Origin of the sequence: Pseudomonas putida, assembly GCA_041879295.1 — a bacterium.
Lineage (GTDB): Bacteria > Pseudomonadota > Gammaproteobacteria > Pseudomonadales > Pseudomonadaceae > Aquipseudomonas > Aquipseudomonas putida_Y.
The window spans coordinates 4029169-4048477 of the sequence record CP047152.1; the positions used below are offsets into that span (position 1 = coordinate 4029169).

16 protein-coding genes are annotated in these 19309 nt (G+C 64.0%); 8 read left to right on the forward strand and 8 right to left on the reverse strand.

The window, feature by feature from the left end; translation table 11 throughout:
- The first annotated feature begins 39 nt into the window (after positions 1-39).
- Together GST84_18495 and GST84_18500 are read left to right on the forward strand one after the other, a co-directional pair.
- On the forward strand, positions 40-963 hold the full coding sequence (locus GST84_18495) for a LysR family transcriptional regulator (GenBank protein ID XGB14215.1): 924 nt from the start codon (positions 40-42) through the stop codon (positions 961-963).
- A 101-nt stretch (positions 964-1064) separates the two neighbouring features.
- A complete protein-coding gene (locus GST84_18500) occupies positions 1065-3026 on the forward strand; it encodes an MBL fold metallo-hydrolase (protein XGB14216.1) in 1962 nt (653 codons plus the stop codon).
- Positions 3027-3054: 28 nt separating this feature from the next.
- Here GST84_18500 and GST84_18505 read toward each other — a convergent pair whose 3' ends face one another.
- From GST84_18505 to GST84_18520, 4 genes are read right to left on the reverse strand one after another with little or no spacing between them, the layout of a single operon-like run.
- On the reverse strand, positions 3055-3348 hold the full coding sequence (locus GST84_18505; GenBank protein XGB14217.1) for a DUF202 domain-containing protein: 294 nt from the start codon (positions 3346-3348) through the stop codon (positions 3055-3057).
- Positions 3341-3727, reverse strand: a complete 387-nt coding sequence (locus GST84_18510; protein ID XGB14218.1) for a DUF202 domain-containing protein — start codon at positions 3725-3727, stop codon at positions 3341-3343. The genes GST84_18505 and GST84_18510 overlap by 8 nt, the downstream gene beginning before the upstream one ends.
- Complete coding sequence (locus GST84_18515; GenBank protein ID XGB15802.1) at positions 3727-5037, reverse strand: DUF1329 domain-containing protein; 1311 nt, start codon at positions 5035-5037, stop codon at positions 3727-3729. The genes GST84_18510 and GST84_18515 overlap by 1 nt, the downstream gene beginning before the upstream one ends.
- A 22-nt stretch (positions 5038-5059) precedes the next feature.
- Positions 5060-6913, reverse strand: coding sequence for a DUF1302 family protein (locus tag GST84_18520; protein XGB14219.1), 1854 nt, complete (start codon positions 6911-6913; stop codon positions 5060-5062).
- Positions 6914-7127: 214 nt separating this feature from the next.
- Here GST84_18520 and GST84_18525 point away from each other — a divergent pair, with 214 nt between their 5' ends.
- Positions 7128-8072 carry a LysR family transcriptional regulator gene (locus tag GST84_18525; protein XGB14220.1) on the forward strand — a complete coding sequence of 315 codons (945 nt, stop codon included), beginning with the start codon at positions 7128-7130 and terminating at the stop codon, positions 8070-8072.
- A 12-nt stretch (positions 8073-8084) separates the two neighbouring features.
- On the opposite strand, the gene GST84_18530 is transcribed toward GST84_18525, so the two are convergent.
- From GST84_18530 to GST84_18540, 3 genes are all read right to left on the reverse strand, one after another.
- Positions 8085-9338: an MFS transporter gene (locus tag GST84_18530; protein ID XGB15803.1), complete on the reverse strand. Its 1254-nt coding sequence runs from the start codon at positions 9336-9338 to the stop codon at positions 8085-8087.
- A 104-nt stretch (positions 9339-9442) separates the two neighbouring features.
- Positions 9443-10609 carry an acyl-CoA dehydrogenase gene (locus GST84_18535; GenBank protein ID XGB14221.1) on the reverse strand — a complete coding sequence of 389 codons (1167 nt, stop codon included), beginning with the start codon at positions 10607-10609 and terminating at the stop codon, positions 9443-9445.
- Positions 10610-10623: 14 nt separating this feature from the next.
- Positions 10624-12171 carry an AMP-binding protein gene (locus GST84_18540; GenBank protein ID XGB14222.1) on the reverse strand — a complete coding sequence of 516 codons (1548 nt, stop codon included), beginning with the start codon at positions 12169-12171 and terminating at the stop codon, positions 10624-10626.
- A gap of 245 nt (positions 12172-12416) precedes the next feature.
- Here GST84_18540 and GST84_18545 point away from each other — a divergent pair, with 245 nt between their 5' ends.
- From GST84_18545 to GST84_18560, 4 genes are all read left to right on the forward strand, one after another.
- Positions 12417-13199, forward strand: coding sequence for an aldolase (locus tag GST84_18545; GenBank protein ID XGB14223.1), 783 nt, complete (start codon positions 12417-12419; stop codon positions 13197-13199).
- 44 nt (positions 13200-13243) lie between these two features.
- Positions 13244-14131, forward strand: coding sequence for a dihydrodipicolinate synthase family protein (locus GST84_18550; protein ID XGB14224.1), 888 nt, complete (start codon positions 13244-13246; stop codon positions 14129-14131).
- 149 nt (positions 14132-14280) lie between these two features.
- A complete protein-coding gene (gene benE, locus GST84_18555; protein ID XGB14225.1) occupies positions 14281-15495 on the forward strand; it encodes a benzoate/H(+) symporter BenE family transporter in 1215 nt (404 codons plus the stop codon).
- Between the two features lie 60 nt (positions 15496-15555).
- Complete coding sequence (locus GST84_18560) at positions 15556-16773, forward strand: MFS transporter (GenBank protein XGB14226.1); 1218 nt, start codon at positions 15556-15558, stop codon at positions 16771-16773.
- 36 nt (positions 16774-16809) lie between these two features.
- On the opposite strand, the gene GST84_18565 is transcribed toward GST84_18560, so the two are convergent.
- Entirely contained in the window at positions 16810-18117 is a 1308-nt protein-coding gene (locus GST84_18565) for a DUF2235 domain-containing protein (protein XGB14227.1), read from the reverse strand.
- 230 nt (positions 18118-18347) lie between these two features.
- Here GST84_18565 and GST84_18570 point away from each other — a divergent pair, with 230 nt between their 5' ends.
- On the forward strand, positions 18348-19307 hold the full coding sequence (locus GST84_18570; GenBank protein ID XGB14228.1) for an AAA domain-containing protein: 960 nt from the start codon (positions 18348-18350) through the stop codon (positions 19305-19307).
- Positions 19308-19309 lie beyond the last annotated feature (2 nt).

Sequence of the window (19309 nt, forward strand, 5' to 3'; positions counted from 1 at the left end):
CTAAGCAGGCCGAAGGTATTTTTGAAATTTCCATTTCGTATGCCATATATTTTCGGCATGAATATTTCGAACTTCGACCTGAACCTGCTGCGCGTCTTCGATATGTTGCTGCGTGAACAGAACGTATCCCGCGCCGCCGAGCGTCTGGCCCTGACCCAGCCGACCGTGAGCAATGCCCTGGCGCGCCTGCGTGACCAGCTGGGTGACCCGCTGCTGGTCCGCGTGGGCCGGCGCATGCGCCCGACGCCACGCGCCTTGGCACTGGAGGGGCCGATACGTGCTGCGTTACAGCAGATCGAGCAGACACTGGGCACCGGCGATGGCTTCGAGCCACAGCGCAGCCATCGCCAACTGCGCATCGCCCTCACCGATTTCGTCGAACAGCTTTGCATGCCGCCGCTCCTGGCGCGGTTGCAACTACTGGCACCCAACTTGCGCATCGACGTGGTGCACCTGGCCCCCAACCTGCCGGCCGAGGCGCTGGACCGGGGCGACCTCGACCTGGTACTGGGCCGCTTCGACGAGGTGCCAGCGCGCTTCACCCGCCACCCCTGGCGCCGTGAAACCCTGCAGATCGCGCTGCGCCAGCAGCACCCGCACCTGGCGCTGGGCCAGGCACTGGACCTCGATGCGTTCCTGGGCTTGCGGCACATCTGGGTGCACGGCGGCCAGACCCGAGGCATGGTCGACCAGTGGCTGGCCGAGCAAGGCCTGACCCGGCAAATCGCCTATACCACGCCCAACTACCTGCAGGCCGCGCATCTGGCCGCAGCCACCGAAATGTGCGTGGTGCTGCCGCGGCAACTGGCCCAGCAGTTCGCGCATCTGCTGCCTTTGGCGGTGCACGAACTGCCTTTTGCCCTGGAGCCTTTCGAACTTGAACTGGTACACCTGAGCCACCGTCAGCACGACCCCGCCCTGGCCTGGCTGGTCGAACAGATCCTCACGCTCCCCCCCGCCTGAAGCCATCAGGAAACGCGATAGCGGCCATGCCGCTCTGGTATTGGCTGGTGCGCAAGCCCCTCCCCTAGAGTGTTCTGCCTCAAGAACAACAAGGAAATCCCATGCGCTTTTCACTGTCGATGCTGGCGCTTGCCCTGCTGGCCCCCCTTCCGAGCCTGGCCGCAACAGCGGCCAAGGATGCCACCGCGGCCACCCTGGCCAGCAACCAGCAGTGGCTGAAACGGTTATCCTTCGAGGATCGCGTCGATTACGAAACAGCCAGGCGTGGGCTGGTCGAGCGGTTCGACGGGCCAGTCGCGACAGCCGATGGCAAGACCGTGTGGAACCTGGCCCAGTATGCTTTTCTGGAACCGGCGCAATCCCCTGCCACGGTAAACCCGAGCTTGTGGCGCGTCGCTCAGTTGAACAACATCGCCGGGCTGTTCAAGGTCACCGAGGGCATCTACCAGCTTCGCGGTCTGGACCTGGCCAACATGACCATCGTCGAGGGGCCGGACGGGCTGATTGTGCTCGACCCGCTGCTTGCCGTGGAGACGGCCAAGGCGGGCCTCGAACTGTACTTCAAGCACCGCCCGCGCAAGCCGGTGACCACGGTGATCTACACCCACCCGCACGTCGACCATTTCGGCGGCGTGCGCGGGGTGATCAACGAGGCGGACGTCAAGGCTGGCAAAGTACAGGTCATCGCGCCCGAGGGGTTCTTCGAGCATGCCATCGGTGAAAACGTGCTGGCCGGACCGGCCATGAAACGCCGCGCCCAGTACATGTACGGCGCGCCCCTGCCCCGTGGGCCGCGAGGCCAGGTGGATGCCGGACTGGGCAAGGGCGTGCCGGCCAATGCCACTGTCAGCCTCATCGCGCCGACGCTCGAAATCAGCCAACCGCTGCAACGCATGACCCTGAGCGGCGTGGAGGTGGAGTTCCAGCTGACCCCGGGCACCGAGGCGCCGGCGGAAATGAACATCTATTTCCCGGCGCTCAGGGCACTGTGCATGGCCGAGAACGCCACCCATGTGCAGCACAACGTACTGACGCTGCGCGGGGCACTGGTGCGCGATCCGAAAGTGTGGGCCCATTACCTGGACCAATCGCTGGTGCGCTACGGCGAGCAGGCCGAGGTGGTGTTCGCCCAGCATCACTGGCCCACTTGGGGCGGTGCGGCCATCCGCGACTACCTGGCCGACCAGCGCGATATGTATGCCTTCATCGACAGCCAGACCTTGCGCCTGATCAATCAGGGCCAGACACCCATGGAAATTGCCCAGACCCTGGCCAGTCTGCCGCCGCGTCTGGCAAGCAAATGGTACAGCCGCGACTACTACGGCTCGCTCAGCCATAACGTCAGGGCCGTCTATCAACGCTACATGGGGTTCTACGACGGCAACCCGGCCAACCTCGACCCATTGCCACCGCAAGCGGCCGGCAAGCGTTACGTGGCGGCGATGGGGGGGGCCGATCAGGTGCTGACCCAGGCCCGCCAGGCCTTCGCCAAGGGCGACTATCGATGGGTGGCGCAATTGGTCAACCACCTGGTATTCGCCGAGCCGGACAACACCGAGGCCCGCGAACTGCAGGCCGACGCGCTGGAGCAACTGGGTTACCAGAGTGAGAACGCCACCTGGCGCAATGCCTACCTCAGTGGCGCGCAGGAATTGCGCTCAGGCGTTGCCGCCGGTGCGGGTAGCGGCGGCAACACCGATGACATGGTGCGGGCCCTGACACCCAGCCTGTTTTTCGACTACCTGAGCGTTCGGGTGAATGCCTACAAGGCCGCCGATAGCGACCTGACCGTAAACTGGCGGTTTTCCGACCTGGACGAAGACTACGCTCTCACCCTGCGCAACGGCGTCCTTACCCACCGCGACCTGGCGCGCCACGCCAAGGCCGATGTAGAGGTCACCATGCGCAAACAGACGCTGGACCGCATTGCCCTCAAACAGACAGGCTTTCTCAAGGAAGCCACAGCAGGGGCAATCGACATCAAAGGCGAGCGGGTGAAGTTCCTGCAATTGCTGGGCGGGCTGGAAGAGGCTGATTCACGCTTCAATATCGTCACGCCCTGAGCGGCAGCGGGCGGCACCGGCACTGTGCTCAGCCGCCCTTCGCCAACCGGCACAAGCCCGCCAATGCCATCAGCCACACCACGCTACCCAGTGCCAGCACTGCCCACGGCGCAGGCTGGCCGCGTTCGGCCTGCAACATCGCCAGGCCTCGTTCATAACGCCGCCGCTGGCGGGATAGCAGCGCCAGCACGGCCACGCCCGCCAATGCCAGCACGTACACATCGCCTTGACGACAGGCCAACGCCGCCACCGCCACCAGCGCCAGCACAGTGCGCCGCCAGGCCAGCTCGGTGCGTTCTGCCTGCAGGCCCGGATCACCCATGCCAGCGTGGCCACAGGACGAGACCTGCCAGCAGTACCGCGACCAGACAGCCCAGCGCCAACAAGGGCACCAGTGCCGGCAACGGCAGCGGACGTCGATGACGCAATGCCCGCTCTACCCGCAGCCAGCGCAGGCAGGCGCCAGCGCTCAGCAATGCGCTCAACAGCATCAGGCCTGCGACCAGCCACAGCCGCAGGGGTGTCTCGAGGACGTGGCCGGCGAAGGTTTCAATGGCGATCGCGCCACCCAGCAGCGCCAGCGCGGTGCGGACCCAGGCCAGGAAAGTACGTTCGTTGGCCAGGGTGAAGCGCGGATCAGGCGCTTCACCCTGGCCCAACAGCCGCCGCGACCAGTCAGGCCGTGGTTCAGGCACGCCCATCAGCGCACACCAAAGCTGCGCAGGGCGCCGGGCGAGAAGTACGAAAGGCTGGTGCGCACATTGAAGGCAAAGGGCCGACGCTGCTCGTTGATCAAGCCCGATGCATGGTAGCGGCCGCTCTTGAGGTCGTAGGTGATCTCCATGGCGTTGACCGCCACCTGGCCGCCGGGGTGAAAGAAACCATGGGCCTGTGAGGTGCGCCACAGCTCGCCACGCGCGTCGTAGCTGTCTGTTTCGAGAATGGCCCAGGTGTCTTCATCCAGGTAGAACCGGCGCTTGGCATAGATATGCTGCGCCCCGGGCTTCAACGTCGCCTCCACGACCCATACCCGGTGCAGCTCGTAGCGGGTCGGTGCCGGGTCGATGTGGCCTGGCTTGATCAGGTCCGCATAGCGCAGCTCGGGCGATGCCAGGCGGTAACAGTTGTAGGGCACGTGCAGCGTCTGCTTGCCCAGCAGCTTCCAGTCATACCGGTCAGGCGCGCCATTGAACATGTCGCGACTGTCGGCGGTCCGCAGGCCGGCGGTGCCAGGGCCAGTGGTGTCATAGGCGATGTTCGGCGCCCGTCGTACCCGCCGCTGGCTGGCGCTGTACACCCAGGACAAACGCGGTTCGGCGACCTGGTCCAGTGTCTCATGCACCACCATCGCATCGCCGGCAAGCCGCGAGGGCGCCGTCATGCGGTAGGTGAAGTAATAAAGTACATTGCCCGCCCCCAGGTTGGCCAAACCTTCGGGCCGGGCCACTTCCTGACGCGCACTCATCAGTACGAAGCGGCCATTCTTCAGCGGTGTGACGCTGTCGGAGCTCAGGCTGTAGCTGATGTTGCGATGCCGGGTCAGGTGGTTCCAGATCACCTCCAGGCCGTTGGTTGGCCGTGGAAAGGCGATGACACCCGTGAAACCTCGCACGCTGTTGCCCTGGTCATCCAGCTGCGCCTGCTCGGCGTTGCGGGCTGCCGATGCCGCGACTGCGTCGGGTACCGCAACACTACGGTGGGTCGGATACACCGGCAAGCTCAGGCTGGCTGGGAAGCGTTTGAGCAAGGCCACCTGGCCGTCGGTAAGCTGACTTCGGTACTGCCGGTAGTTGGCGGCCGTGATCCGGTACAGAGGCTGCTCATCGGCAAACGGGTCCAGCGGCGTGCCGTTGTCGCCCAGGCGTTGCTGGGCCGTACTCAACCCACCTTGCCAGGCGGGGATGCGCCCGTCGGGGCTGGCAGCACGCTCGGCCCCCACCGGGGTCAGGTTGTCGGGCAGGCCGGCTGCCGCCAGCGCGCCGCTCGCCCAGAACAGGCCGATCATCACCATGCGCATTTTCATTGTCATGCCCTCAGAAAGTGACGCCCACGCTCAGCGAGATGAAGTCCCGGTCGCCGCGAGTGCCATAGTCGCCGTCGATAAAATCGGTGTACGACACGCTCAGGCTGTAGGTGCTGGCAAGCGTCGCATCCAACCCCACGCTGATGGCCCTGGAGCCTTCGCTGAAGGCCGATCCCTCCACCGGGCCGGTGCCGTGCACGTCATGTGCCCAGGACAGGTTCGGCCGCAGGTCGAAACCGGCAATCACATTGGGGTAGGCCCAGGTGGCGCGCAGCCGGTAGCCCCAGGAGAACGGGGTCATGAAGCCTTCGTCGTTGCAATGCTCAGGGGTTTTGGAAATGGCCACGCACACACTGTTGTCCGCCAGTTCGCCACTGTTGAACGTGCCCGAACGCCCATAACGGGGGCCATAGGCACCCTCCAGACCGCCGACATAGGTGGCGCCCGCCTCGCCTATCAGCAGCAACTGGTTGGCACCCATCACCTGGCTGAAAGCGTGAACAGCGGTTACCTGCAACTGGGTCACCTCCTTGCGGCGGTAGCCGTCGAACAGCGTACTGGCGCTGTCTGGCCGCAGGCCGTCGCCCAGCAATGGCGAGCGGCCATCGACGTTCAACAACGACTGGATGATGTCGGTGCCGTTGAGTTGCATGGGCATGTTCGGTCGGTAGCTCAGCTCCCCCTGCAGCGCCGTGCCGGTGCGCAGGGTAGTGGAGAACGAAAGGCCGTACAGGCGAATGTCCTCGGGGTATTGCACCCGGTACTGCGAGCTGCCCAGGCGTAGCGCGCCGACCAGCGACTGGCCTGCACTGGTGCCCAGGAAAGCAGCACAGCCTGCAGACCCGATACCGAGGTTGGCGCACAGCTGCGGGGCAAAACGGCGGTTGTCGAAATACGGGCTGCTGACCGTACCCAGGTAAGGCGTGCGGCTGTGGTAGTTCGCCGCGTAGGCGCCAAACTCGGTGTCCAGCGCCGCCACGTACCATCGCAGCGAAACGCCCCACTGCCCGCTGTTGCGGGCATCCTGGTCGCTGCCACGGGGTATGCGCACGCCTTCGCTGGTGAGGTTTACACCAAACGGCGCAAGCCCGGCCACGGCTGTGGGGTTGCCGAGTAATTTGGCGCCCACGTCCAGGCCATCACACCCATCGGGCAAAAAATCGTTGTTCGAAAAGAACGTGCCGCAGTTGTCCAGCTGGGTCTGTTCCCAATCCAGCTGATAGAAACCGTCGACCGACAGCGCTTCGGTGAGGTTCTGGGTGAAGTAGAACAGGTTCACCGGCACCAGCGCGTCCTTCACTTCCGAGCCGGGGCGGCGCAAGGCCGCCAGGTTGAAGGGGTTGATGACGTTCAGTCCGCCCTGGATGAAGGTACTCTCCCCCCAGTTGACCACCTGCTTGCCCAGCCTGACCGAACCTGGCTGGCCATCGATGTCGTACAGGTAATAACCGAAGGCGTCGAGCAGTTGGCTACCTGCGGTCTTGGCCGAACGCTTGCGGTTGTTGTCCTCGACCTGCTTGAAGCGCTGGTCGTGATCGCGCAGGGCAGTGTCGTACCAGTAGGTACCGCGCAGGAACACCCCCAGGTTGTCGTGCTTGAGCTCCAGGTCATGGGTACCTTTGAACACCGCCGAAAACACGTCGCCGGAGGCAAAGTTCAGGCGGCCGTCATCGCTGTTGGCGCTGAGGTGCAGGGCCGGGTCAGGGTTGGCAGTCGCAATGCTGGTACCAAAGGAAAGCGCCGAGTCGAACTGCCCCTCTAGTTCACCCCAGTGAAACTGAGCGGCACAGGCAGACGCAGAAAAAAGTACTGATGAGGCAAGTACCGACAACGGTCCCGAGCGACCGTAAATACGAGATGCCATCACTCTTAACCTCTTATTGTGTTTATTCGAGAGTGAGTTGCGAGTTAGTGCTGAAATACCGCGCAAAGGCCTGTAGGAAAGGGCTTGGGTAATTATTCGAACGTTTCTGTTATCCTCGTTTTGCTGCTTACCGATACTAAGTAGGCCACCGGGGCTGAACAAATAGCGTCTCCCGATGGTTGCCATATCACTTCGGCATAGCCTGAGAATCACGATGACTTTGAAACAGCTGCGTTATTTGATTGCCATTGTCGAAGCCGGCAGTTTTTCCAATGCCGCACGTCAGGCGTTCATCGCCCAACCCGCCTTGAGCCGACAGATAGGCCTGCTGGAGAGCGAACTGGAAATGCAACTGCTGGCGCGCCAGCATGACGGTATCGAATTGACCGATGCCGGGCGGCAGTTGTACGAAGTGGCCCGATCGGTCGTGCAGCAACTCGATTCGGTGAAGGACGAGCTGAAGTCCAGCCGCGGCAACCCCAAGGGGCACGTGGCCATCTCGATTCCCGCCACTGCCTCGGCACTGTTGTTGCCGGCCATCATTACCCAGGCCCAGGCACGCTTCCCTGGTATCAAGCTCACCGTATGGGATGGCCTGAGCCGCGAAGGTGGCCAGGCGATCGAGCTGGGCAAAGTGGATTTCGGCGTGGTGCCCAACGCCGAAGAGCTTGCCCATGTGGTCGCCGAACCTGTGTTTTCCGAAGACCTGTACTGGGTCGGCCTACCTGGGAACGGCCCTGACGAGTCGCCCATCACCTTGGCTGAGGCCGCAGCGAGCCGCCTGGTAATGCCACCCCGCAGCCTGCACTTGCGCAGGCGCATCGAGCAGGCTGCCATGGAGACCGGTGTGACACTGGACTCAAGCTACGAACAGCAGTCGGCCCCCGGTATCACCAGCCTGGTCCGTGCAGGCCTGGCGGCCACCATCAGCAACTGGCCACCGCTGCTGGATTTGGCCGCGCCTGCCTGTGCGCGGCTGATAGTGGAACCACGCATCACCCGCACCATCGCCTTGGCCTACTCGCAGCACAAGCCGCTGTCGTTCGCCGCCGCCTGCATGCGCGACCTGGTGCGCGCACTGCTGGTGGATGCGGTGCGCAGCGAGCGCTGGAAAGGCACCCTGATCGAGCGCGAGGCCCTGGCGGAGCAGAGCCTCTGAGCGCTGTGCACATCACGCTTGGGCTGGCGCAGCCGTGCCCACCTGCACCAGACGTTGCCGGGTTTTCTGCGGGTCCATCCAGGCCAGCCCGATCAGCCCGGCAATCACCAGCACCGCGCCGCACACCAGAAAACCCTGGCCAAACCCTGCCGTGTGCCCGGCCCCGGCGCCCTGCACCAGCAAACCGGTGACCACCGGTGCCGACAGCCCGGCCAACGAGGCGATACCGTTGCCGATCGCCAGAATGCCGCCGCGCTGCCCGCTGGGCGTGAACTCCGCCAGCATGGCAGGCCCCACGGAATACATCACCAGCGCCAGCCCGCCGCTGAAAGTGAGGCTGACGATCCGCTCGGCGTTGCTCAGACCGGGCAGAAACAAGGCCGCCGACAGTAGCCCGCTGGCGATCAGGCACACTGAAACGAACGCACCGCGCGACCAGCGTGTGGCCAACCCGGCACGCATCATTCGCTGCGACAGCCAAGCCATGAACAGGCTCAGCGGCGTGGTAACCACCACGAACAGAACGAACACCTGGCCGGTCATGATCGGGTCGATCCCCAGCCCGGTTTCCAGGTAGCTCGGTACCCAGGTCAAGGTCAACGCAAGGGACCAGTTGGCGGCGAAGTGGCACAAGTAGTTGCCCAGTACCGTGCGGTCACCGAGCAGACGACGATAGGGAACAGAGGCCTGCCCTTCTTCAAGCTGGCCCGGGCGAATGCGGTCGAGGTTGCCCTCGCTGCCCAGCCACCACCACAGCACACACCACACCGCGCCGATCACCGCCAACACGATGAAGTTCATGCGCCAACCGTAGTGCACACTGATCCATGGGATCATGGCACCCGCTACCAGCAGCCCCAGCGCACTGCCGGTATGCAACAGCGCGACGGGAAGGTTGCGACGGTCGTTGGGGAACCACTTGTACAAGGCATGTGTAGCCACCGGTGAGGCCGGCCCCTCACCAATACCCAGCAGCACCCGGCAGGCGACGATCGCCCACAGCGAGCTGACGAACAACATGGGCAACTGGATAAGCGCCCAGAACGCGCCCATGCCCAGCAACAGGGTGCGGGTTGGCCGGCGATTGGCCATGAAGCCACCTATCACCGCCGAGATGGCGAAGAACCAGTGCAGTGCGCCCCCTACCAGGCCGAACTCGGCAGGGGACAAGCCCAGTTCCCTGGACATCGGCACCGCCACCAGGCCGATGACCACCTTGTCCAGGAAGTTCACCAGCATCAACAGCGCCAGCAGTACCGCAATCATCCAGGCCGTGCCTGCACGCGCGGGGGTGTCAGTATGAGTCATGATGATCTCTCGTTATTGTTCTTGTCTGGAGAGCCCGGCCGCCACGGGCCGGGCATACCGCGTCATTGCTCAGGCATGAGCACGCCCTTGGCGATGGTGTTGCGCTGGATCTCGCTGGTTCCGGTGAGGATGCGCATCATACGTGTCGCACGGAATATCCACTCCACCGGGTTGCCACGCAGCAGCCCGGCACCGCCGTGTATCTGCACGGCACGATCGGCGATGCGGAAGGCCGTCTCCGAAACGAACAGCTTGCACATCGGGGCCTGGGTGCGGATATTGCCGCCGGCGTCATTCACCGCTGCCGTGGCGTAGACCATGCTGCGTGCAGCATGCAGCTCGGTGGCCATGTCGGCGATCATGTGATTGATCGACTGGAACATGGCGATAGGCTGGCCGAACTGCTTGCGCGTGCGGGCATAGTCGATCGAGAGGTTCAGTGCCAGGCCGGCCAGCCCCAGCAAGGTGGGGCAATGCAGCAGACGGTTGAGGGTGATGCGCCCCATCGCCAGCTTGAAACCCTGCCCTTGCTCACCAATGCGGTTGGCCGCCGGCACCCTTACGTCCTCAAGGATGATGTCACCATGCGCACCACCGCCGGACATGACCGAATAATCGCTCTCAACCCTTACCCCCGGTGCGCTCAGGTCGATGAAGAACGCCGAAATCCCTTGGGCACCGCGCCCGGGATCCGTCACCGCAAGCAGCACGGCGATGTCGGCATAGGGCGCACCTGAAATGTAACGCTTGGTGCCGTTCAGCACATAGTGTTCACCCTCCCGCCGTGCGGAGGTCTTGATCGCCGTTGCATCAGAGCCGGCCTCGCTTTCAGTCAGGGCGAAGCACACGGCCTTTTCGGCACGGCACACCGGCTGCAGGAACGCCTCGATCTGGGTCGGGCTCGCCACCTTGAACAGATGGCCGATACGGGGCGGCCCGGAAAGCTCACCGAGAATATGCGGCGCCAGCATGGAGCCGGTGAGGACCGTCGCTTCCTTGACCGCACACAGGTCTGAAACGCTCAACCCGGCGCCACCTATCGCCTCGGGCAGCATGATGTTGTAGAAGCCCTGCTCGCACGAGCGCTGCCATACCTGCTGCAGCACCGCCCGCGGGTGCGGCTCTGCCCAGCTGAGACCGGCTTGCTGTTCCAGGGGCAGGATTTCGTTGCGAACGAAGCCACTGATGGCCTCGATGATCTGCTGGGCCTTTTCGCTTGGCTGATACATGGTCGTTCCTCGTGTCAGATACGGCGTTCGCTGTTTTGCCAGTAGGCGTCACGGATCAGCCGGCGTACCACCTTGCCGTTGGGGTTTTTCGGCAGCTCGCTGACGAAGTCCACCGCACGTGGTTTCTTGAAACCGGCCAGGGCCTGGGCGCAGTGTTCAATGACGTCCTGCTCCTGCAACGCCATGCCCGGCTTGAGCACGATCACCGCCCGCACCGCTTCGCCCCATTGCTCGTCAGGCACCCCCACCACCGCCGCCTCGAACACCTGCGGCATGCTGTAGAGCACCTGCTCGACCTCGCTGGGGTAAATGTTGAAGCCACCGGAAATGATCATTTCTTTCTTGCGGTCGACGATGAACACATACCCTTGCTCATCCACCGTGGCCAGGTCGCCAGTCAGGTAGTAGCCGTCGCGCATCACCTCGGCAGTGAGGTGGGGTGCACGCCAGTAGCCCTGCATGATGTCCGGCCCCTTGACTACGATTTCGCCCACCTCTCCCGGCTGGACGTCCTGGAAGTGGTCATTAACCACGCGCAGGTCGGTTTCGAAGTAGCAACGCCCGCACGAGGCCAGGCGCCGGTAGTCACCGCCCTCGCACAGATGGTCCTGTTCGGTCAGGACCGTTACCAGCGAGCAGGTCTCGCCAGCACCGTAACCTTGGGCCAGGATCGGCCCGAATACCTCGATAGCCCGTTTCACCAGCGCTGGCGCCATCGGCGCGGCACCGTACATCACCAGGCGCAAGCTGCTCAGGTCGTAACGCTCGACATCGGGGAAGTTGACCAGGCGATTGATCATTGCAGGCACCAGGAACAACCGGGTCACGCCTTCGCTCTGGATGGTCTCGAGCAACAGCTGGTCGTCGTAGCGCTCCAGCAGCAGGTTGCAGGCACCGACCGCCAGCAGCGGCATCAGCTGCATGCCGCTGGCATGGGTGATAGGGCCAACGTGGGCCATGACATCGCCCGGGGCGGCGCGACGGGTCGGGCTGGCGAGGCTCTTGCGGATAAGCGCCTTGCGGTTGCCCACGCTGAGCATCGCAGCCTTGAGCACACCAGAGCTGCCAGAGGTGTAATGCAAAACGGCAAGGGCATCGTCAGGCAGGTCGCAGCTGATTGGCTGGCTACTGCCTTGGGCCAGCAGTGCGGCATAGGTGATGTCACCGCCCCGCTCACCCAAGGTCACGATCAAGCGTACCGAAGGTATCTCGTGCCTGCGGGCCAGCAACGCCTGGGCGAGTTGCGCATCGGCGATCAGCGCGACACTGCAGGCGTCGTTGAGCACCTGAATCACCTCATCCGGTGCCAGACGCGCATTGACCGGTACCTTGACCAGGCCGGCCTTGTAGAACGCCACTTCTGCTTCCACCAGTTCGGCGCGGTTGGGCGCCAGGATGGCCACATGCTCGCCCATGGCGATGCCCTGTGCCAGCAAGGCCGAGGCCAGCTGGTTGGCCCGCTGTTCGAGCTGAGCGAAGGTCAGCCGGGTATGGCGGTCGATCACCGCCAGACGTTCAGGCCAGTATCTTGCACTTCGACTGGATAGGGTTCCAAGGTTCACGTTGTTGTTCTCGTCGACGGTTAAGACCAGGTCGATGCTAAACAGCGGGAAGCCGGGGCAAGTAATACCAGTTACGTATGCACGCCATAACAGATTGCGCTGGCACGGGTGCTTTGACGACCTGAGTCAAGGATGACACATCGCTTGCATATGACACCTCGTGTCATTATGATCAACGCCGTGTCCTGGCGTCGCCTTCGCGCCGATCAGTCATCCATACACTCTTCCCCTTGCAGGTACCGCCCATGACGACCACCATGCACACCCCCAAGGACCAGCTTGTCAAACTCGCCCAGCAACAGATGCTGACGGCGCTGGCCGACAACACCTACACCGCGCGACAAAAGCTCGCCCTCACCTGCCGTATCCTGTTCGACGGCGGCCACGACTCTGGCCTGGCCGGGCAGATCACTGCGCGCGCGCAGGAACCTGGCACCTACTACACCCAGCAACTGGGGCTTGGCTTCGACGAAATCGCCGCCTCCAACCTGCTGGTGGTGGACGAAGACCTGACGGTGCTGCAAGGCCGTGGCATGGCCAACCCGGCCAACCGCTTCCACAGCTGGCTGTACCGCGCCCGCCCCGACGTCAACTGCATCATTCACACCCACCCGCTGCACAGCGCCGCCTTGTCGATGCTGGAAGTTCCGCTGGCCATCTCGCACATGGACCTGTGCCCACTGTTCGACGACTGTGCATTCCTCAAGGAATGGCCCGGTGTGCCGGTGGGCAACGAAGAAGGCGAAATCATCGCGAAGGCGATTGGCGACAAGCGCGCAATCCTGCTTTCCCATCACGGCCTGCTGATCGCTGGCCGTTCGATCGAGGAAGCCTGCGTGCTCGCCCTGCTGTTCGAGCGCGCAGCCAAGATGCAACTGCTGGCCATGGGCGCCGGTGACATCCGCCCCATCCCCGAAGCCCTGGGCAAAGAAGCCCACGACTGGATTTCCACCCCCAAACGTCACGGCGCCGCCTTCAGCTACTACGCGCGCCGCGCCTTGCGTGCCCATGGCGACTGCCTGGGCTGATCGAAGCTGTACTCTTTCCTCAACAACGGCAAAGGTGCCTGGTCATGTCTACATCTGTAATTCGCGGCGTTATCGGCTACACCATCACTCCCTTCACGGCAGACGGCACACTCGACCTGGATGCCCTGGGCACGTCCATCGATAGCCTGATCGCAGACGGCGTGCACGCCATCGCGCCATTGGGCAGCACCGGCGAAGGGGCTTACCTGTCCGATAGCGAATGGGAAACCGTGGTGCGCTTCAGCCAGGCACGCATTGCCGACCGCGTACCCAGCGTGGTCAGCGTCTCCGACCTGACCACCGCCCGCACCGTGCAGCGTGCCCGCCTGGCACAGGCCTGCGGCGCCACGGCGGTGATGGTGCTGCCCATCTCTTACTGGAAGCTCACCGAAGCCGAAGTGATCGCCCACTACAAGGCGGTCGGCGCCGCCATCGACATTCCGATCATGCTCTACAACAACCCCGGGACCAGCGGCACCGACCTGTCGGTGGAACTGATCCTGCGTATCCTCGGCGAAGTGCCCAATGTGACCATGGTCAAGGAAAGCACCGGTGACATCCAGCGCATGCACCGCCTGTTCACGGCTACAGATGGGCAGGTGGCGTTCTACAACGGTTGCAACCCGCTGACCCTGGAAGCCTTGGTGGCCGGTGCCACTGGCTGGTGTACCGCCGCGCCCAACCTGATCCCGGCACTCAACCTGGCGCTGTGGGACGCCGTACAACAAGGCGATCTGGCCGAAGCCCGTGCGTTGTTCTATCGCCAGTACGAACTGCTGGAATACATCACCCGCCGTGGCCTGCCGACCACCATCAAGGCCGGTCTGAAAATGCTCGGCCAGGATGTCGGCGCCCCACGCCTGCCCCTGCAGCCGCTGGATGCGCAAGGCAGCAACCACCTGAAAAGCCTGCTGGTGGCGCTGACCAACTGACGCACAAACCTGCCCGGCAGCCTGTCGCTGTCGGGCAGCCTTTTTCTTCAGGAACAGCCTTGTGCGGTGAAAGGGCCAATGACGCTGCAGTCGGATTACCCCTTCGCAGCACAAGGCTGCACCTGATCTGACCATTACCAGAGGCAACCATGGACGCGCCTGCACAAAGCACTGCAACCCCGCTCAGGCTGACAGACATCCTTCACCCGGTGATTGCCGGACTCGTTTCGGTGATCGTCAACTACGGCGGCACGTTCATCCTGGTGTTCCAGGCGGCCAAAGTGGCCGGGCTGAGCCCGGAGCTGACGTCATCGTGGGTCTGGGCGGTGTCGATCGGCGTCGGCCTCAGCGGCCTGGCATTGTCCTGGTACAGCCGCGAACCGGTCATCACAGCCTGGTCCACGCCTGCCGCCGCGTTCCTGGTCACCGCCCTGGCCAGCGTGCCCTACAGCGAGGCCATAGGTGCCTACCTGCTGTCGGCCGCCGGCTTCGTGGTGCTGGGGCTGAGCGGGTGCTTCGAGCGGCTGGTGCGCGTCGTGCCCGGCGGCATTGCCGCCGGCCTGCTGGCCGGCATCCTGCTGCAGTTCGGCATCGGTGCCTTTGCCAGCCTGTCGGTCGACCCTGCCCTCGCCGGACTGCTGATTGCAGCCTATGTGGCCTTCAAACGCTTCACCGCCCGTTACGCCGTGGTCGCCATACTGCTGCTGGGCCTGGGGTATTTGTTGCTGCAGGGGCAAGTGGGCCTGACCACGTTGCGTCTGGAATTCGCCTCACCGGTTTTCACCGCGCCCACCTTCTCCCTCAACGCGGCCCTCAGCGTGGCCCTGCCGTTGTTCCTGATCACCCTCACCGGCCAGTACATGCCCGGCATGCTGGTGCTGCGCAACGATGGTTTCAAGACCAGCGCCAACCCGATTGTCGCCGTCACGGGCATCGGCTCGTTGCTGATGGCGCCCTTCGGTTCACACGCGTTCAACATCGCCGCCATCACCGCAGCCATCTGTACTGGCAAGGAAGCCCATGAAAACCCGGACAAACGCTGGGTGGCGGGTATCGCTGCCGGTGTCTGCTACATCCTCGTCGGGGTGTTCGGGGTCACCCTGGCGAGTGTCTTCATGGCCTTGCCGGGCACCTTTATCACCACCCTGGCGGGCCTGGCCCTGCTGGGCACCATCGGCGCCAGCCTGGCCAGCGCCATGGCCGATGCCCGTTCACGCGAGTCAGCACTGATCACCTTCCTGGCGGCGGCGGCCAACATCAGCCTGTTCGGCATTGGCGGGGCTTTCTGGGGCCTGGTCATTGGTCTGCTGGCCCATGTTGTACTGAACGGCCGCCTGCCCGGTTTGAGGGGCACCTCCCACTAAGCGGGCTTTCCACCACCTTGCAGTGCGCCAATGGCGCACTCCACTCAACAGGTTATCGACATGCTCCAACCTGGCCCCAAGCTGCTGACCCAAATTGCTGCCGTGCACTTCGTCAGCCATGTGCACATCATGCTGATCCCGGCGCTGCTGCCGGTGCTGCCCGGCCTGCTGGGCGTGGGCTTCGTAGAGCTGGGCGTAGCCCTGGCAGTGTTCAACATCGTCTCCGCGCTGGTGCAGGCCCCGCTGGGTTACGCTGTGGACCACTATGGTGCACGTAAAATGCTCAAGGCCGGGCTGCTGTTGGGCAGCCTCAGCTTTGTGCTGCTGGCGGCCAGCCCCGGTTACGCGGTATTGCTGGTGGCGATGGCCATGGCTGGCCTGGCCAATGGTGTGTATCACCCGGGCGACTATGCGTTGCTGGCCAACGGCATCGAGCCCGCACGCCTGGGGCGGTCGTTCTCTATTCATACCTTTGCCGGTTTCCTCGGTTCGGCCGTTACCCCAGCCGTATTTCTCGGCATCGCCGCGGCGCTCGGCACGCGGGCAGCCCTGGCGGCGGGCGCGGTATTCGGGGTAGCCGCGCTGCTGCTGATATCGATACCAGGCAGTGGCGTTTACCGGGTCGCCAGGCCTGCCAACAAACAAGACGCAGGCCCGGCCGCAGCAACAGGCCGCGTACGCTTGCTCACCCCCATGATCGGCGTGCTGACGGTGCTGTTCATCCTGCTCAACCTGAGCACCAGCGCCATCGAGAAGTTCTCCGTAGCCGCCCTGGTCCAGGGCCAAGGCCTGACACTGGCCTGGGCCAACGCCGCGCTCACCGCTTTCCTGCTGAGCAGCGCAGCCGGCGTGCTGTGCGGAGGCGCTTTGGCCGACCGTACCCGGCGCCATGGCCTGGTGGCGGCACTGGCCTTCGCGCTGGCGGCTGCGCTGACCGCTCTGGTGGCGCTGGGGCTGCTGCAGGGCTGGGCATTGGTGGCCGTACTGGGCGCCATTGGCTTGCTCACCGGGGTCATCGCCCCATCACGGGACATGCTGGTCAAGGCGGCGGCGCCACCCGGGGCCGAGGGCAAAACCTTCGGCCTGGTGTCGACCGGGTTCAACATCGGTGGCGCCATCGGGCCGGTGGCGTTCGGCTGGATGCTCGATCAGCGCATGCCCAACGGGATTTTCATCGCATCGGTGGTGTTCATGCTGCTGACAGTGCTGCTGACCCTGGCACAGGAGACGTATTCAGCCAGGAGACGCGCGACAGAACACTTGGCGCGCGCCCAGTAGGACCCGGTGCAACATTACCAGGCCACGAACAATCATTCATTGCACCGGGTTGGCATGCGCCACTCGCCCGCCTGCTCCCGGTCGATTGACGAACAGCACATCCAGCACACTGTTGCGCAAGCCCTTCAGTGCATTCCAGTTCGCTGACGCATGCACGTATTTGTCGCGCAACAGCCGCTGTTCTTCCTCGCTCAACCCCACCTGCCCAGTTTCTCCCAAGGCAAAGGCATGCAATTTGCGGCTGATGCCCAACAACTCCTCCGGCAGCCGATGCTCAGCCTGCGCCCCCAACGGCGCAAACGGCACACCAGCGCGCACCGCCAACGCCCGCATCACGCTCAAGTACACCCGGGACAAGTGCCCCGCCACTTGCCGCTCCCGGTACACCGCCGCATAGACCTGCTTTTGCGCCTCGTCCCGCCGCCCGCCGGCAATCGGCTCCTCCCAGGTCATCACTCGCGGCCTGGGTTCGCCCATGTCGGCAAATGCCGAAGCCAGCAAGGCACTCACCTTGGCATGTACGCGGCACTGCTCGACGCACATGCCTGCAGGCACCCGCTGGGACTGCGGCTTGCACAGCAGCACCTGCTCCAGGAGGCTCTCCGGGTAACCACCACCAATATTCGAGTGCACGCCCGGCAGCAGGATATCGTGGCCACTGCGCACCAGCGGGAAGTTATGCCGCCGCTCGTCCTCGGCCACCAGTTGCACCACGTGCCGGGCAATACCCGCACCCAGGCCCAGGCGCAAGCCACCGTGGCGGCCGTCTGCCGGGTCGAAGTCACCCTGTAAGGGCGCGATGATCGCCGCCACGGTGTCGAACAGGCCGATAAAATTGATCGAGGTTTCGCACGCCACCGACAACAGCCCACCCGCGTCCTCGTGCAACAGGTTGGCCAGATGCCGCACCGCCGCAGCGCCTCGGCTGAAACCGAAAAGATCGAACTCGATCCGCTCCAGCTTTGCCTGCGGATGCGTCCGGCGCCATGCCTGCAGTTGCTCGGCCATCCCCTGCAACGCCTCGGCGACCCGCGCCTCGGCCCCCGTGCGCCCATGCCCGGTGGCCGAAGCGTAGACATGGTCGGCTTCACCCGCCAGCGTGCCCACGCCTTCCACATAGCGCTTCAAGAACGCCTGCGGCCCGTCGGCATTGGCCGCATCAGACGGATACAACGCATGCAACAGGGCCACGTTGCTCAAGGCGTTGCCATAGCTGCCGCCCTTTTCACCCTGATCGCCCACCGCCGTGGCATTGTGCTGGTTGTTACCAGTGCCATCGAAGAACACGCCAAAACGCAGGTTGACCGGCGTAAGGTTTGGCGTGCTGCCGCTGCTCATTTTCATCGTCGTGCCTTCTGCTTGTCCGAAAAGCACAAGCAGGCGCCAGCACGCCGTCACGGAACATCAGGCAATCGCCAGCCATACGTAGGACATTTCTTTGCCCGCAGGCCCGACTGCAACGATAAATTTACCCGCCGCCATTGGTCGCCGCCCCCTCGGATAGATTAAAGTATCCCCCTTGCCAAGGCAGCTGCCTCAAGCCGCCTCAGGCCCCCTACCAGGAACCGTCGCCGATGGAACACCGTGAAGCGCTGATCGCGCTGCGCACTTTTCTTTCTACCCAGATCCTAGGCCAGGAAAAACTGGTCGAACGGCTATTGATCGTGCTGCTGGCTGACGGCCACATGCTGGTCGAAGGGGCACCGGGCCTGGCCAAGACCAAAGCCATCAAAGAACTCGCAGAAGGCATCGAAGCGCAGTTCCACCGCATCCAGTTCACCCCCGACCTGCTCCCGGCCGACATCACCGGCACGGAGATTTACCGCCCGGAAACCGGCAGCTTCGTGTTCCAGCAGGGGCCGATCTTCCATAACCTGGTGCTGGCCGACGAAATCAACCGCGCACCGGCCAAGGTACAGTCGGCGCTGCTCGAAGCCATGGCCGAGCGCCAGGTCAGTGTGGGCCGCAGCACCTACGACCTGTCGCCGCTGTTTCTGGTCATGGCCACGCAGAACCCGATCGAGCAGGAAGGCACCTACCCGCTACCCGAAGCCCAGCTCGACCGCTTCCTGATGCATGTAAAAATCGGCTTCCCCGACGCCGCCGTAGAGCGGCGTATCCTGGCGCAAGCCCGGGGTGAAGCCCTGGGCGGCGAGACCAAGCCTGAGCGCCGGGTCAGCCAGCAGGCCATCTTCGCCGCGCGCAAGGAAATCCTTGGCCTGTACATGGCCGACGCAGTGGAGGAATACCTGGTGCAGTTGGTCATGGCCACCCGCACCCCGGCCAAGTTCGACACCGAGCTGGCTGACTGGATCGCCTATGGCGCCAGCCCGCGCGGCTCCATCTCGCTGGACCGCTGCGCGCGTGCCCACGCCTGGCTGGCCGGGCGCGACTTTGTCAGCCCCGAAGACATCCAGGCAGTGCTGTTCGACGTACTGCGCCACCGTATCATCCTCTCCTTCGAGGCCGAGGCGGCAGGGATCGACCAGGACCGCGTGGTCCAGCGCATCCTCGACGTCGTCGCCGTTGCCTGACC

Coding starts and splice junctions, on each gene's coding strand:
- GST84_18525 (XGB14220.1), top strand. CDS start 7,128: ATGACTTTGAAACAGCTGCGTTATTTGATTGCCATTGTCGAAGCCGGC.
- GST84_18530 (XGB15803.1), bottom strand. CDS start 9,338: ATGATTGCGGTACTGCTGGCGCTGTTGATGCTGGTGAACTTCCTGGAC.
- GST84_18495 (XGB14215.1), top strand. CDS start 40: ATGCCATATATTTTCGGCATGAATATTTCGAACTTCGACCTGAACCTG.
- GST84_18500 (XGB14216.1), top strand. CDS start 1,065: ATGCGCTTTTCACTGTCGATGCTGGCGCTTGCCCTGCTGGCCCCCCTT.
- GST84_18570 (XGB14228.1), top strand. CDS start 18,348: ATGGAACACCGTGAAGCGCTGATCGCGCTGCGCACTTTTCTTTCTACC.
- GST84_18565 (XGB14227.1), bottom strand. CDS start 18,117: ATGAAAATGAGCAGCGGCAGCACGCCAAACCTTACGCCGGTCAACCTG.
- GST84_18550 (XGB14224.1), top strand. CDS start 13,244: ATGTCTACATCTGTAATTCGCGGCGTTATCGGCTACACCATCACTCCC.
- benE (XGB14225.1), top strand. CDS start 14,281: ATGGACGCGCCTGCACAAAGCACTGCAACCCCGCTCAGGCTGACAGAC.
- GST84_18520 (XGB14219.1), bottom strand. CDS start 6,913: ATGGCATCTCGTATTTACGGTCGCTCGGGACCGTTGTCGGTACTTGCC.
- GST84_18510 (XGB14218.1), bottom strand. CDS start 3,727: ATGGGCGTGCCTGAACCACGGCCTGACTGGTCGCGGCGGCTGTTGGGC.
- GST84_18505 (XGB14217.1), bottom strand. CDS start 3,348: ATGGGTGATCCGGGCCTGCAGGCAGAACGCACCGAGCTGGCCTGGCGG.
- GST84_18545 (XGB14223.1), top strand. CDS start 12,417: ATGACGACCACCATGCACACCCCCAAGGACCAGCTTGTCAAACTCGCC.
- GST84_18535 (XGB14221.1), bottom strand. CDS start 10,609: ATGTATCAGCCAAGCGAAAAGGCCCAGCAGATCATCGAGGCCATCAGT.
- GST84_18560 (XGB14226.1), top strand. CDS start 15,556: ATGCTCCAACCTGGCCCCAAGCTGCTGACCCAAATTGCTGCCGTGCAC.
- GST84_18515 (XGB15802.1), bottom strand. CDS start 5,037: ATGGTGATGATCGGCCTGTTCTGGGCGAGCGGCGCGCTGGCGGCAGCC.